Annotated in this window: 14 protein-coding genes and 1 pseudogene; 3 read left to right on the forward strand and 12 right to left on the reverse strand. The window is 39.6% G+C overall.

Annotated features, from left to right (window positions below; translation table 11 throughout):
- Window positions 1–669: RNA-guided endonuclease InsQ/TnpB family protein (locus V7K35_RS07460; RefSeq protein WP_335077640.1), on the reverse strand; the 669-nt coding region annotated here is incomplete at its 3' end.
- Between the two features lie 344 nt (window positions 670–1,013).
- Here V7K35_RS07460 and V7K35_RS07465 point away from each other — a divergent pair.
- The gene (locus V7K35_RS07465) at window positions 1,014–1,277 is read left to right on the forward strand and encodes a hypothetical protein (protein WP_335077641.1); all 264 of its coding nucleotides are present in this window, start codon (window positions 1,014–1,016) and stop codon (window positions 1,275–1,277) included.
- Between the two features lie 248 nt (window positions 1,278–1,525).
- Window positions 1,526–1,798 carry a hypothetical protein gene (locus tag V7K35_RS07470; protein WP_335077643.1) on the forward strand — a complete coding sequence of 91 codons (273 nt, stop codon included), beginning with the start codon at window positions 1,526–1,528 and terminating at the stop codon, window positions 1,796–1,798.
- A 67-nt stretch (window positions 1,799–1,865) separates the two neighbouring features.
- Here V7K35_RS07470 and V7K35_RS07475 read toward each other — a convergent pair whose 3' ends face one another.
- The 5 genes from V7K35_RS07475 to V7K35_RS07500 all read right to left on the reverse strand — a co-directional run bounded on the left by V7K35_RS07475 (window position 1,866) and on the right by V7K35_RS07500 (window position 6,324).
- Window positions 1,866–2,615 carry a phosphatase PAP2 family protein gene (locus tag V7K35_RS07475; RefSeq protein WP_335077645.1) on the reverse strand — a complete coding sequence of 250 codons (750 nt, stop codon included), beginning with the start codon at window positions 2,613–2,615 and terminating at the stop codon, window positions 1,866–1,868.
- Window positions 2,616–3,111: 496 nt separating this feature from the next.
- Window positions 3,112–3,846 carry a glutathione peroxidase gene (locus tag V7K35_RS07485; RefSeq protein WP_335077647.1) on the reverse strand — a complete coding sequence of 245 codons (735 nt, stop codon included), beginning with the start codon at window positions 3,844–3,846 and terminating at the stop codon, window positions 3,112–3,114.
- Window positions 3,847–3,922: 76 nt separating this feature from the next.
- Window positions 3,923–4,852: an alpha/beta fold hydrolase gene (locus V7K35_RS07490; RefSeq protein WP_335077650.1), complete on the reverse strand. Its 930-nt coding sequence runs from the start codon at window positions 4,850–4,852 to the stop codon at window positions 3,923–3,925.
- 22 nt (window positions 4,853–4,874) lie between these two features.
- Window positions 4,875–5,699: an SDR family oxidoreductase gene (locus V7K35_RS07495; protein ID WP_335077652.1), complete on the reverse strand. Its 825-nt coding sequence runs from the start codon at window positions 5,697–5,699 to the stop codon at window positions 4,875–4,877.
- 151 nt (window positions 5,700–5,850) lie between these two features.
- On the reverse strand, window positions 5,851–6,324 hold the full coding sequence (locus tag V7K35_RS07500) for a glutathione peroxidase (RefSeq protein ID WP_335077654.1): 474 nt from the start codon (window positions 6,322–6,324) through the stop codon (window positions 5,851–5,853).
- 555 nt (window positions 6,325–6,879) lie between these two features.
- Here V7K35_RS07500 and V7K35_RS07505 point away from each other — a divergent pair.
- Window positions 6,880–7,335: a DUF2141 domain-containing protein gene (locus V7K35_RS07505; protein ID WP_334795763.1), complete on the forward strand. Its 456-nt coding sequence runs from the start codon at window positions 6,880–6,882 to the stop codon at window positions 7,333–7,335.
- Window positions 7,336–7,524: 189 nt separating this feature from the next.
- On the opposite strand, the gene V7K35_RS07510 is transcribed toward V7K35_RS07505, so the two are convergent.
- From V7K35_RS07510 to V7K35_RS07535, 6 genes and pseudogenes are all read right to left on the reverse strand, one after another.
- A complete protein-coding gene (locus V7K35_RS07510; protein ID WP_335077656.1) occupies window positions 7,525–8,667 on the reverse strand; it encodes a peptidoglycan-binding protein in 1,143 nt (380 codons plus the stop codon).
- A 130-nt stretch (window positions 8,668–8,797) separates the two neighbouring features.
- A pseudogene (locus tag V7K35_RS07515) lies at window positions 8,798–9,864 on the reverse strand (DMT family transporter).
- A 394-nt stretch (window positions 9,865–10,258) separates the two neighbouring features.
- Window positions 10,259–11,110 carry a hypothetical protein gene (locus V7K35_RS07520; RefSeq protein WP_335077658.1) on the reverse strand — a complete coding sequence of 284 codons (852 nt, stop codon included), beginning with the start codon at window positions 11,108–11,110 and terminating at the stop codon, window positions 10,259–10,261.
- Between the two features lie 119 nt (window positions 11,111–11,229).
- Complete coding sequence (locus tag V7K35_RS07525; protein WP_335077660.1) at window positions 11,230–12,060, reverse strand: PIG-L deacetylase family protein; 831 nt, start codon at window positions 12,058–12,060, stop codon at window positions 11,230–11,232.
- 818 nt (window positions 12,061–12,878) lie between these two features.
- Window positions 12,879–13,088: a hypothetical protein gene (locus V7K35_RS07530; protein WP_335077662.1), complete on the reverse strand. Its 210-nt coding sequence runs from the start codon at window positions 13,086–13,088 to the stop codon at window positions 12,879–12,881.
- Between the two features lie 503 nt (window positions 13,089–13,591).
- Complete coding sequence (locus tag V7K35_RS07535) at window positions 13,592–15,244, reverse strand: Ppx/GppA phosphatase family protein (protein WP_335077664.1); 1,653 nt, start codon at window positions 15,242–15,244, stop codon at window positions 13,592–13,594.
- Window positions 15,245–15,358: the final 114 nt, after the last annotated feature.

Below are 15,358 nucleotides of genomic sequence, written 5' to 3' on the forward strand. Positions count from 1 at the left end.
TGCAGCAATCCTTTCATTGTCTGACGTGACAATAAAATCAATTAATCCTACATCAATACCAACAATATTGTTAGCATCAAAATCGGGCTTGATTGTTGGAACTGTCTTGTCTTCTAAGCTTAGTATTACATAATAGCCGTCAGCTTTTTTAGTTACAGCAACAGTTTTAATATCAAAACCATCAGGTATTTGACGATGAACAATAACTTTAACTGTACCTATTTTAGATAATGTGATTTTGTTGTTTTGAAGATGATACTTTTTGAATTGTGGATAAGTGAAAGTCTTGTATTGTCCTTTAGCTTCGAATCTAGGCTTGCCGCTACGTTTACCCGTGCTATCTCCTTTAATCCATCTGTCAAAAGCTATTTCAACCTTTTTAGGGACTTCTTGCAATACTTGAGAGTGAATACCTTTATACCAATTTCTATCTTTTTTTAGTTGGGTTAATGTTGCTTGTTGGCTAAAGCGATTGGGCTTGTCCTTTAACTCTGGAATATGGCACACAACAAGAGAACATCTATCTATAGAGCAACGGTTTCGCTCATACCAATCAAACCTTTGAGCAAGCTGATAATTGTACTGGTAACGTAACATATCTAGCGTATTATCGATAATTTCAGCTTGCTTTTTAGTTGGTTTCAATCGGTACTGATAAGATGTTTTCATAATATTATTTTTGCTTCGACCTATTGCTATAATAACATAAAGGATAGCCAAAAGACACCCAAAATGAAAAATAAAAGATTAAGCCTAAGAATTAGCGAAAGAAGAATGGTAGTGTTGCAAACTTATGCTGTAAACAAAGACAAAACTATTACATCGCTAGTAGAAGATTGGATTGATTCTCTCAATTCAGAAAAAGTTCGTTCGTCATCGACCAACGATCCTAATTGAACTGTGTTCAATATCGCTTGTTGGTCAATTCCTCACTCACGCGCATTCATCACAACACTGAATTGAGTACAATTTCAGTGTGAGACTTCTGCTGTTTCAGTTAAAGAAATAGGCGGATGTACTTGGAAGGCAAGGTGCTGGAACTGTTAGCACTGCTGCTGGGGCAAGAAGCAGAAATTTACATGGGAAGTCGGACACAGAAGCCACTAAAGTCGGGAACATTAGAGCGGATTCTCTACGCCAGAGACTTGTTATTGCAACAGATGGACAATCCACCTTCTATTGCAAAACTGGCACGCTTAGTCAAACTCAATGAGTATGCACTTAAGCGCGGATTTCTATACGATTTTAAATCATCAGGGGACAAGGTTTGTTCATAAATTTTTTAAATCATTTTGGCGATTGATATTCGTGCTGATTTTTTATGTTTGAGAATTTTTTTAGCTATTTCAATTCCTTGACTATAACTAAATATTGATTCTGTGACAAAATCAGATACTGGAATAACTAGAGCCTCTTTGGGGTGAGGTAAGTGGCAGCAAAATTTTTATATTTTTACATTTAGTCTGTGTGGAAATTTTAACTAATAATAGCTACAATAAAAATACTGAGGCATCTTCATAAAAAAATGACAGATTTAACTCCAAGTAACACATTTTTAATAGCAGGAATTGTTTTTATAACGATTGCTGTCATCGGGCAATCTAAATTAGGTTTTATTGAAATTAATCCCGGTTTTTTTGGAAGATTCTTGGCTCTATTTATTGGTATTTCGAGCTTATTATATGCTTTGGGATTACTTAATTTTTCAGCCGAAACCCTTGACTTATTAAGAACTTCTATGACAGAACAAATTAAACAAAGCATAGGTTCAATTAATGAACTTATACAAGGCTCGTAACAGGTTTGACAAATTGATTTATGGGTGCATTTGAATACTTTTGGTTAAGGGGAAAAGCTTAAGGTTATCAACTTTCTTCAGGAAGTAAGGTTGTTTCATCCTCAGGGCGATCGCCATCTAGAGATTTGACTTTAGTTATATACGGTTTGATAATTAGACTGACGCCAATTGTCCAACCTAATGTAACCATCCAACCTGCGAGAATGTCACTAGGAAAATGAACCCCCAGATAGATACGACACCACGCAATAGCTATCACATATAAACTGCCGAAGATGAGAAACAACCAGCGCCAGGAGCTAGCCCAAGTTAAGAATAGTAAAATTGCTACCAAAGTTACACTCGTCATGGCATGAGCACTGGGAAATGCAAAACTAGACTCAGGCGCAATGGACTGCCACAATTGTGGACGCACTCGATGCATCAATTCCTTCGCTGTGCGGTTGATGATGATGCTTCCCACTGAGGCGGTGAGTAAATAAGCTAGCGATCGCCAGCGTTTTTGAAGTAGTAATATTAGTGCGATCGCACCCAAAATCGGTATCGCCGTCCAAGGCAACCCAATTATAGCTAGCGTCACTGCTAAAACATCAAGCTGTGGGTTTTCTGTAGAATGAACTGCTAATAGAATAGGCACATCCCACGGGAAGCCAGCTTGATTCTGCCATATCTTCACTGTCAGGATTTCAAAGACTTGCAAAGGTAAATAGACTCCTATCAACAGGAGTAAGAGCGATCGCCAACGAGCAATCAACAGGTTTTTGAGAAAATTAAGAGGCGACTGACTCTCTTTATTGGCTTTTTTCACTTTTTCCATATCTAAGTTAAAAAGACTGATCAACGACTTCAATGATTACAAATTATTGAAATCTTGAGAAGTTCCACATTACAGTACGACAAATGTTCATAAGTAAGATTATGACAATTTTGGCATTCAATATATTGATAATAACCGTAGTGCGGGCAGTAAATATCAAGATGTTGAATTTTGTTGGCACAATTAACACAGCGTGATTTTTTAACTCTGCTAGCTGCTTGGACTTTAGCATTAAAAAAGAATTTTGAAAAAGCTGGATAATTCCAAAACCAATAATTTAAATCAGTAAAATATCAGCATAATTGTTCAGCAAAAGTAAACCACAAAAAAGGGCGCTAATGATATCAAATAGAAATCGAAATATTGCACCTATTTGAAGAAATTAAATATTTTAACGATAGAATGGCGGCGCTTGACCCATCCAAGGGCGATCGCCGCCTTTTCTCATAACAACCTAAAGTTGACACAGCTGTCACCTGTGTCAACCAAGTGAAACCTATTTCGCTGCAAAGTAGGCTTCTAGTGCCTCAGAACCACCAATTAATTTACCATCGATAAATACTTGGGGAACTGTTGTCGCACCTGTAACTGCTTTTAACGAGCGTGTGGTGATATCCTTACCCAAGGTAATTTCTTCGTAGTTAATGTCATGTTCCTTGAGCATCGCCTTAGCACGGGCACAGAAGGGACAGCCCACTTTCGCAAACAGGGAAACTACTTCGGGCTTCACTGCTTGAGGGTTGATGTATCTGAGCATTGTTTCGGCATCGGACACCTTAAAGGGATCTCCTGGCTCATCTGGCTCAATAAACATTTGATTAATTACACGATCTTTCACCAGCATCGAGTAGCGCCACGATCGCTTACCGAACCCCAAGTCTGATTTATCTACCAGCATTCCCATGCCTTCAGTAAATTCACCATTTCCATCGGGAATTACTGTGATATTTTCTGCCTCTTGATACTTTGCCCATTCGTTCATCACAAAGCTATCGTTGACAGAAATACAGATAATATCATCGACACCATTTTTTTTGAAAACCCCAGCCAACTCGTTGTAACCAGGGAGATGAGTTGATGAACAAGTCGGAGTATAAGCACCCGGTAAGGAGAAGACAACCACTGTCTTATCAGCAAACAATTTATCGGTTGTCACATCCACCCACTGGTCGTCCACACGAGTATGAAAAGTGACATGGGGAACCTGTTGTCCACGGCGATCAGAGAACATAATTTTACTTTTTGAAGTAATCAATTCCAGTCATAACCTATCATAGGAAGACTAGTATGATGTAACTATCGATCAGCTAAAAAACTTCATTAATAAATGGAGCGATCGCTGCGACAAATTCAGCGGTTGATTCATATGGTAAAACATTACGCCCATTTATTTTTATACCTCGACCTTGAGGCAAACAGGACAGGTAGTGAGCCAAGCGTTCATCTGGCGTTTCTTTTCTATTGTCTTGACTAATACTCGATGCAGTTTCCCCCACAACCGCTAATGTTGGTTGCCCAATAGAGGCGATATGACTAGTATAATCCTGTCGCCAAAACCCTGCTAAAAAAGAAAACACTGCATGGCGACTAGCAGGATTTTCTGCACCTGCAAACAATGTATCCAACCACTCTGCATCCACAGCATTATCAGAAGCAAAGAGTTGACGAGTCGAGAAAGAATGTAAAAATTTTGGGGTGCGTGCATAGCGATAAAAAGCACTCCCCAAAGGCGAATCTAACAGATTCCAAAGGAGTTTTTGCTGCCATTCTGGTGATTTATTTGTCATCAAAGCCCATGTAGGAGGCCCAGAGAGTACAAGTCTGGCAATTAAATTTGATTGCTTTTGGACTAATTGGATAGCAACTGGTAATAAAGCACCTTGTACTACTACAATCACAGGTTTTTGCACAACTGTTTGTAAAAAGTACTGTAACTGTTCTGCCCAATCACTAGGAGTGTAAGCTACATGAGGCATATCACTTTCACCACATCCTAGTAAATCAGGATTGTAAATTGAATTACACTCACCTGTATTATACCATTCGCGACAAAATCGCTGCCAAAATTGCCGTGACAATCCGACGCCAATAGGATGAATTAATAGTAAGGGAATACCCTCAGGTGTTGTATTAATTGGTTGATGAACTTCATAAGCACAACGATAATTCTGCCAACTGTAAAACTGGCTAGGAGATGCTGTCAAATTGATTGTGTTAGCTACAGTAGATGGTTGCATAATCCCTAGTTTTTAATTCTTGCTAAAAAATCATCTGTGGATGAATTAACTGGTATCCAGCCTCTTTAAGTTTTTCATTCGATACCCAAGCATTATATGGGCGGGTACTCTTGATAGAAGTATCCCATTTTACTTTGGGTAAATTATGTTTTTCAAATAGGCGCTCTAGCAAGTCTTGGCTGGTGAGATGTGCATCATCTACCAGATTGTAAATCCCTTGCAAACGACGGTGACGGGCAAATTCTATCGCACCAACAATATCATCCAAATGAATCCAATTTGTGATATCCTCGCCATTGCCAGGACGGGTTGTACCAGAATATCTGCTAAATATTTTCAACAGTTCTCTGCCAGTTCCATAAATTCCTCCTAAGCGAAAGATACAAACGCGGAGATTTTCACTAGATGCTGATAGCAATACATCCTCTGTTTTTCGGAGAATCTGTGCATTTTGATTAGCGGGTGCAAGCGGTGTTTCTTCATCTACCCACACACCATTTCTGTCACCATACACGGCATAACTCCCAGTGTATATTAATTGTTTCACACTCGGAATCTGCTGCAAGGATGAAATTAAAGTTTGAGCAGTTTGTAGATAAGTTTCTTCATAAACTTCCCCATTTTTTGCACCAACACTCAAAAGTACAACATCTTGATTGTGCAAAACTGATTTTAGACTATCTAAGTCATTCCCGCAGGTAACTACAACTCTTTGGGATACTGATTGTAGTGCCGGGACACGCTCAGGGGAAGTTGTGGTTACACTGACAACAAAATTCATCTTTTGTTGCCAATATTGAGTAACTTTATAACCAACATAACCACAACCAATGATTGCAACGTTCATGACAAATTAGACACAAATAAATTAAACTACTTATCGAGACTAAATTCTAAATTAAGGGACTGGATGTAAATAAATTTAACAGTCCAGAGCTAACACTCAATAGTCAATAGTACAGAAAACTTTACCTAATCACTAATGACTATTTTGTTAATTATTTCTCAATTATGGCAATTATTTCTGGTGAATTTTGCTGGACACTACTATTAAATCGAGCTATTACTTCACCTTGTTTATTAACTAAAAATTTTTCAAAGTTCCAAGCTCTAGTTCCCGTTGGTTTAATTGCTTTGATAAGTCGCTCATAAAGTGGATGCTGCTGCGAGCCTTTGGCATGAACTTTATCGAATAGTTCAAAGGTAACACCATATTTACTCGTGCAGAATTGCGAAATCTCTTCATTGCTTCTTGGTTCCTGCGCTCCAAAATCGTTACAGGGAAACCCCAAAATACGTAACCCTGCTTCCCCATACTTCTGGTTCAATTTTTCTAACCCTTCGTATTGAGAAGTATAACCGCAGTAGGAAGCCACATTCACAATTAAGAGTACCTTTCGGGTGTAGTCGTTTAATTGCTTATCCTCACCGTTGATGGTCTTGACCGAGATGTCCGAAATTGTGTTACTCATCTTGAATCTGATTTATCGGGAATATTGCCAAGTTTCCCATATTACAGGTACTCTAAACCCGGTTTATTTAAGGAAATTAGGTTTGTTAGCCAAGTTTCCCACTACGATTCTATTTAACTCAGGCTATAAGGTTGTATGGGAGTTTCGATAGATGTTTCCCTCACTGATTGGTGCTTAATGGGCAAGGCGATGTCTAACGATAAGCTAGGATGCGGAGCATTTTTGCTCAACTGGTGCAGCTGATCAATTAAGATAGCGATCGCCTGTGAATTGACACTGACAACGAGATTTAACTAAGTGATAACTCTTCTATAAATAGCTTAACAATCTCCTTTCTCAGGATAGATATTGGAAATCTGCGTTGTTTTTGATACAAATTTGTGTCGCAGAGATAAATAATGAATATTGACTATTGCGTATACAGACAAATTTAGAGACAAAATATGGCAGGATACTTGCGAGTATTGACCGAATAATGTCACGATCAATCTGCGTGATCTAAATCAAAGTGAAAACTTAATTTCAGCAAAACTTATTTTACCTTGTGACAATTTTATGGCTAAAGGATTAAGAGTTAGTATATTGTTATTGGCAGTTCTGGGAAATCTGGCATGGTCATTTAGTGCCAAGGCTAATTTTAACGGCAAACTCACCGTGGAAATTGATGGCTTGAAGAACAAAGAAGGACAAGTGTGTGCCAGTATATTTGCAAGCAGTGAAGGATTTCCTAGCGATCGCAATCACGTCTTACAAAAGCAGTGTACCAAGATTACTGATACTCCCTTTATCATTACCTTTGAAAACTTGAAAGCGGGCAGTTATGCCGTTGCTGTCTTCCACGATCAAAATAATGACGGCACTCTCAATAGAAATGGACTTGGTATACCAAGCGAAGGCTTTGGATTTTCCAGCAATCCAGAAATTCGCACCAGAGCGCCCAAATTTAGCGAAGCAGCATTTTTGGTTGCAGGTTCAAACACTAATATCCAAATCCAATTGAAATATTTTTAAGCTGACAACGGATTTAAACTTGGTGCAGTAGACAAACTAGAACTCAAAACCACATATAATATCATGTCTGTTTAATAAGTAATCAAGCGGACATGATATCAGACACTACGCACAGTCACTGACACAATGCTTATGAGCGTCAGGGATTGAAGGAAACAATCTAAAATCCGAAATCGAATGACTTCTGCTCTATTCTCGTGAATCGTCGTGTGAATCTTCTGGTAGACCTTGTTGTTCCGGTAAGCCACGCATTCGATTCATCTGAGTTAAAGCATATCGTGCTGTTGCTTGCACTTCGGCATCTGGGTCATCTAACGCATGGAGTAACATCTGACTCATTTGACCCATCGTGTCGTAAACGCGCGTCAAGTCACGGATGGCATTTTGCCGGACTTCTGGACTTTCATCTTGGATTGACATTGCTAAAGCCCGGTTCATCGGTTTGAGTGTGCGGGTCCCAATTTCTGCCAAAGCTGCCAAAATTAAGCTGTTTTCTTGAGAATCAGCATCAATCATCAGGTCAACCATAGGCTGAATTGCCCGCGAATCTCCGTGCTGACCTAAATCCCAAATAGCCTTGTGTCGCTTCGTTGGGTCAGAACTGCGTAAGTCTTGAATTAATTCGTCAACGATATTGAGTTTAGCAAGGCGGGAAGTTTTTTCTGGTAGCAGCAATTGTGTGGTGAGTGGTGGCGTAGCTGTTTGTGGACTAGTTACAGTCTCTGGTGAGGGTGGAATCATTGGGTCTTTGTTAGCTTCACTCAAACTTTTAATATTTGATATTTCGGACTTTTGCACTTGTTTCACTTGACGAAACCACCTCAGCAGGTAAACAAGTGCGCCAATACTTCCTAGAACTCCAATGGCAAATATTAACCACCAGACAAAACCTCTCTCAGTCGGCTTGGGTGTTGCAGATGGTTTGGAAGTTGGAGCAGGAGAGACAACAAATGGAGAGGTGACAATCTGATTTTTGGCAAACAAGGCTGCTTGCAGTCTGCCCATAGTCGCCAGACCCGTAATACCATCTACTTTTAAACCCTTTGCTTTCTGGAATTTAGCTACAGCGATTTCCGTACTGGCGTTGTACTGTCCATTTACCACGCCACTATAGTACCCCAACTGCTTTAATTGGGTTTGTAGTCTCTGCACATCTGACCCTTGACTACCGGGTCTCAAAACAGCCGGACTAGCAGTAACTGTCGAACTAGCTTGTGCAAGTTCTAAAATTTCAGGTGCTAGGTTAGGTGTGGCTGTACTTGCGCGATTTGGGTAAAAACCCACGCAAGAAAAACAGGTAAATATCAAGATTGAGGAACGGCATAGCCTCATATTGCAAGTTTCAGCCTAAACGTGCTTTTGAAGTCTTTTATCTCACAATAACTTTAAGATGACCAAATGTTAACTGTTATTTGTCATTTATTCTTCTGCTCCCCTATTCCCTCATCTCCCCTTTAACGAGTTAAAGTAAAATTTGTGGTTCCGATTCTCTGACTGCTAAGGTTAGGGGGTTCAATTTTTTAGCCGATGCTTCTAAAACTGGTTGCTGTATATTAGCTATTTCGCCGACAGTAACTGTGTCGTTTTACCCTCTAAAGCATCACGTTGGTTAATCAGATAGATGCTGATTAAAGTAAGGAAAACACCGATCCACTGCAACGGACTAAGGACTTCTGAGAGGAAGAGATTACCAAATACTAAGGCAAAGATGGGTGTGAAGAAGGTCAGGGAACTAAGACTGGTGAGATTGCCACTAGATGCAAAGTAGAAAAATAACCCGTAGGCGATCGCACTGCCAAATACAGTAGCATAACCCAAAGCCACTATATCAGATGCTCCTAGATTCTCCCACTGCTGAGATTCGACAACTGATGAAACTCCCCATAATGGCAATCCACCCAAAATCATGTGCCATCCCGTAGCAGTTACTGGGTCAGCATGTCGGCACACAAACCGAATCAACACTGTTCCCACAGCCATTGATAGCGCTGCCAATAGCATCAACCACTCGCCACTAGCAAACAAATCTTGCCAGTTCCCAATTGTGATATTTGCGCCTGAGTCGAGAAAATGGAAAATCCACTCATCAGGTAAGCCAATTAAACCAATGCCTGCCATTCCCAAGGCTAGCCCCAGCCATCCCCAAAAACCAATATGTTCCTGAAATAGCCACAACGACAGCAAGGCAACAGCTAAGGGTTGCGAGTCAATCATCACAGACCCTAATCCCGCACTGGTTCTGACTAATCCCTCTGCCAAAAAGCCTTGAAATAGCGTCCCATCTACTAGAGCAAATAAGGCAATCCACAGCCATGCAGCCCAACTCTTGGGCTGGGGTTTATCCATGAATGCAGCTGCTATTAAAATTAACACTCCAGCTGGTATCAAACGTACACCTGCCATGAATAGCGGTGTGGTGTGGGGTATTACTCCTTTCATGGCTACCATTGCCGTCCCCCATAGGAAAAAGGGGGTAATTAACAGGATGGGGGCGAAGGGAAGTTGAGATGCACTGAGTTTCAGTTGCATGGGTTTATTAATGCTTTTGTTTAACAAGCGCAAAATTTGCTTCACCTAATTTTACCGAATTATGTAGTTTTGCGATCGCCTCTGGCGGGTGCAAAGCACCATCGCGTAGCGTCAGGCAGAAAAGGAATTAATACTCAGGTGTAGCTAAGGTTACACGAGGCTGAAGATTGTAATCAGACGGATAGCTTTAAAAAGCTTTATCAGGGAACAAGCACAAGCGCTTAAAATCAGGCAGATATACAGTAGTTTTTATATCTAAAAAGCCTACCGATAAAGTGCTTATTTAAACTAATAATGCAAGTGATTTATCTTTCAGAGCAGTTGACTCAATTTATCTTTATCAATTCAACAAATGCAGTAAAAGAAATGCAGGTGGAGGTTATTTCCGAAAAACTCACAGTGAAGTAACAACTCTGTACTTTATTGCTCTATAAACATGCATTATGGCTTTGCTAACTTTAAATACAATTTTTTCCAGAAGAGAGCGTTTAGGATGTGCAAATTTTCCGTGTTCCTGAAAATATGTCAACATCTCATCCATGTTTGACTGTCCCTTTTGAATTTTGACCAATTCAATTTTGTTATTGAAAAAGGAAATACCTGACATCTCGCTCCATCTCACTGGCAGCCCTGCTTTATAGGCAGCCAGACCTATGGCATTACCTTCGCCTTCATAAACTCCATTTAGCTCAAAATATTTGGCAAGGATTTCCCATGTTTCTAAAAATTCAATTTCTTTTCCTGTTGACTTAGTAACAGAAAACAAATATTCATGGACAAATGTAACATTTTCACATTCTGGATCTAAATTTAAAAATTGCGCTGCTTTTTTTATGACTTCAATTTCTTTAGAAAAATACTTGTCAGTTTTTGTCAAAGCTTTGGCAAATTTTTTCGGCATATCCATACAAGCTCTAGCACTTATCCCTGGCTCTGAAAGCCATTCTATATATTCTGGTACAGGTGCCAAGATTCGCATATCTGAATCAATGAATATACATGAATTAAATAGAGATAAAGCCTTAGCAATAGCAAATCTTTTATCGTGGTAACACTTAACACCCTGCTGCTGATGCTGAAATGCCAAAACTTGAGAATATTTGCTAAACTCTTGAGGGTCATCAGTGAGAACTATAAAAGCAGTGTTAGGTGAATATAGTTCTAGGTCTTTTGCTAATAAACTAGCCAGCCCCCGATACACTTTGCCTAATGCTAAAGTGCAAAAACAGAATTGTTGTTCACTCATATTTTTATGATTTGAGGGTAAAAGCTTAAAAATGTGAAAGTACTCAATTATTCATCACCCATTCGTACAGAATTCCTCCTGAATTCTGACTTATGAGTTCTTCTTATTTAAAACCTTTTTTACTCCTGACCGGAGTCTGATTTGAAAAAAATCTCATGAGGTAAGAAAAACCGCCAGAGAAAACCAGGGGGAAGTACGGCACTCGATTCAGCATCTATAGGTAAATATTGAGAACGATAGATTTCAATAGCCTGCTTTTTCTTAGATTGCACTTGATGAATTGCGATCCGATGAGCGCCTACCAATTCATCAAACTTCAGACTGCGAAACAATAAAGACTTCCAAAGCAACCAAATAGCATATTGCCACAGTTCTACTGTCACTTCTGCTTCAGAAATAGCAGCTTTAACCAATTGATAAGTAATTTCATGATCTCGACTGCGATCTTGTTTATGAGTAACGTATACCTCTTGTGGTTGAAAACTACTTAATAATTGTGCCATTTCTTCAATGGTTTGCTGTTGTTCAGTTTCTGTCATTTTGTATAATGCGCCATCAGATTTATCAAGAAAGTGAACATCTGTTGATTCCACTCCTAAAATCTTCAAAGCTGCTATCGCTTCTTGTCTACGAATTTGAACAATTTCTGAACGGGTAATCTTGGTATGACCTCGATGAGAACCTCCTCCATCTGTAACAAAAACAACTTTAATCGGTATTCCTTGTTCTCGCTTGAGTGCAATCATACCCCCACAACCTAGTGCTTCATCATCTTGGTGAGGAGAAAATACAATTACCGACTTCTGGTTAATATTTAGTAGTTTACTGCCTTGATACAGAAGCCAGTAGAACTGTAGTTTAATCAGTAGTTCTCGAAATCGGTATTTCAACAACCACCACTTATTGTGCAGCCCGAACCTTAAGCGATGAAGAAGATATCTTATTTTCATAGCACCAGATATGATTTGAAATTACTATCTGAAAAATTATTACCCAAATGGTATTAATATTTCATTGCAGACATAAACATTGCCAAACTGCTAACTAGCATCTGGATTGAATGACAAAGATTAATTTGTATTCGATTTAGATTTTTATCTTATTCGATATTTTATTAAATGTGTGCCAGTACGATGGAAATTTTATGTTATTTATAAAACTTAAGTGCGGACAGTGATCACGGGCGGCTGCATCATGTCAACAAAATAATTCTATTCTCAATAAGCTAAATATAATCGCATTAATCACTGCTTATTGACATAAACTTAGGCGTAGACGTTCTGTGGCTCGCCGTACCCTTCCCTACGCCACCAGGGGCGAACGGGATCTTGCTAGACACAGCGTCTCCAATAGGAAAAGGCATTGCTTTGAGTTTGGGAAACTAAACATGATGGTTATAAAAATTCTAATTTGCGCCCAACTGCTGGGGATTGGGTAAAGGCGCTCAGACTTGCTGTTAATGAGTTAACTATCTGTGGAAGGGTAGACAGCCACTATTACAGCTGAACTTATGGTAAGTGTTATTGGTGCGATCGCTCTACAAAACTTAGTGCTGATATATTTCCTGGGTTTGTTAGACCAAAATAAGCTGCTGTTGTTGAATCAACATCACAGCCTAAAGTTTTTTTAGCAGAGAAAATTATAGAAATTCGTAATAATTAATAATAGCATACTGGTCAAATCCTAGCGATCGCACATTTTTTAAAAACTCTAAAGTTGCCTCGGTTTGCGGAGGTTCAATTTCCAAAGTCACTATTTCTGGTTTTCGTTATAAAAGTTGAATGAGTTTCTCTAGCGCTTCTTCTTTCGTTGGACTAGAACTTTTAATATCTGGCAATCCTCGCACTCTAGCACTAACCCCGCTATCTTGTTCATTTTCAATCAGTACATCGTAAGTTAACTTAAGTACAGTTTTAGTAGGGGAAGTTGTCACGGATAAATTCATCAGATTTTTACCTCCAGCTTTGATATCGATCATAGTTCTCAAAGCTGAAGAATTCTCACAATCAATAAGTGTAAGCTATATGCTGAAGCCTGAGTATTCTCCAATACAGAAAACTGAGCAATTTAACCTACTTGATTTAAATTTCATAAAAAGATATCTAAGTTTTCCCAGCTTAGATATCGTATAGCAACATAACCTACATTAAATAGATTGTTAACTCTAGTCTAATTATAATTCTAATTTTTGTTTTTAAACTAAGTAAGTAAGCGTAAACAATTAAAGGTTTGCAGTAATGTCTGAAACCCTTGCTATGAGGGAATTTGATAGTTTTACATTGTGTAACATAGTTTGTTTTATTCTTGCCCACTCACTTCTTTGGGTAGTTGATCAATTTATCCTTAAGTATGATAAAAAAGTATATAATGATTTCACTATAATTGTAAATCATAGATAATTTGTAGTGGCGCATATATGAGCGCTTATACTTTATTCAGCAGGTGCGTTACACAGCATTAACGCACCCTAATTTCTAGTTTCTATGAGAAGCTAGCAAAGCTAGACTTTTCTAAACTCGCTACTAATTTTACACCAAATTCTTCCTCAAACACTGCTTTTTTATATTCTAAACTCCAGAGTTCTAAGGCGCAGTCATCATTAGGTTGAGATGGGAATATTAGTAAATTACACTGCCCCAACTGTGGATAATACTCACATTGCACTTGAGCGATCGCACCAATTTGTCGTCTATCTAATGCCACCGCTAATCTCAGAATTGCACTCAATTGACTGACCATTTGTCGCTGCTGTTTAGTCAGCAAACTCTGGTAATTTTCATGTTTTTTCTTGGGCGGTGATTTACGATGATAACGCGCTAAATTGGCAATGATTTCAATCTCAGTTTCTGTATAACCGAGTAACTCACCATTGCGAATTAGATAGTAAGAGTGCTTGTGATGAGACGAATGACTGACATAATGACCGCAATTGTGTAAGATTGCAGCTGCCCACAGTAGTTGTCGCTCGTCAGATCCCCAGTGGTGTAATGTACCTTGAGTTTGGTCAAATAAACTCTGGGCAAATGCTGCCACGCGATCGCTGTATTCTAAATTCACGTGGTATTTATTAGCGAGTTTTAGAACATTGCGTTCCCGAACTGAACTTTGGTAGCGCAGCTTATCTTCAATTAAACCGTGGGCTAACATCCAGTCTACAATTACGCCCTCCCTCAGAGAACGCTCACAGACTGTGACCGATTCACTACCCAAAAAGGTCATCACTTCCTGTAATATCACTGCACCAGCGAGTATAACTTCAGCCCGCTTATCTGGCATACCGGGAATCGCAGCTTTTTCTGAGTTACTCAGTTTCCGTAAGCGATTTACCCACTCTCGCAAGTCTTTAAGACTGAACTGGTAGCCATTTAAAGTAGAAGGAATAACACCTGACTTTTCTCGTGCATGAATCATCGCCAGGGTTTCAATTGTGCCAGACGTACCCACCAAACGCGCAGATTCCCCAAGCTGGAGATTTGCTAGCACCTCATCCACGGAACGTTCCAACATCCCACGTGCATAAGCTTGCAGATGGTGAAACTCAGTGTTGCTGATGGGATCAGTGGTGATTAACTCGCTAGTGAGTCGCACTGCACCGACTTTGGTACTGGTGAGAGTGCGCGCTTGGTGACTGTCGCCCAAAATTAACTCTGTGGAACCACCGCCAATATCAACAATCATGTGGGGCTGGTTGTGAAATTCCATGCCCGACAGCACGCCAAGGTAGATTCGTCGCGCTTCTTCTTGACCAGAAATCAAGTCAACGCTTAAACCCAACTCTGTTTCTATTTTGTGCAAAAAATCTTTACCATTGGGGGCTTCCCGCACAGCACTAGTTGCCACGGCAATGATTGTTTCAGCGTTGATAGTTTTGGCAACTTCTTGGAAGCGTCCTAAAGCAGCGATCGCCTTTTGAATTATCTCTGGTTTGAGTTCCCCAGTGGTAAGATTGCGATCCCCAAGTCTTACAGTTTCTTTTTCTCTGGCAATAATGCTGAAGGTTGGTAGTGTGGGATCAATTTTGACTACTACCATGTGCAGAGAATTTGTTCCCAAGTCAATAGCAGCAATAATCCGATCTTGCTTAGGTGGTTGAGTTGGAACACTCTCCCAGCTAGCCGAAACTAAATTCAGCATCTAGTTTTCTCTCTTTATAAGAAATGATGACAAACGGTGATATATCGGGGTAGCTGGCACTGATATTTATTGCAATACACTTGCTCAAACTGAGTGCTGTTAGCGGATAGCTAG

This window comes from Nostoc sp. (genome assembly GCF_036917275.1).
Classification (GTDB): domain Bacteria; phylum Cyanobacteriota; class Cyanobacteriia; order Cyanobacteriales; family Nostocaceae; genus Nostoc.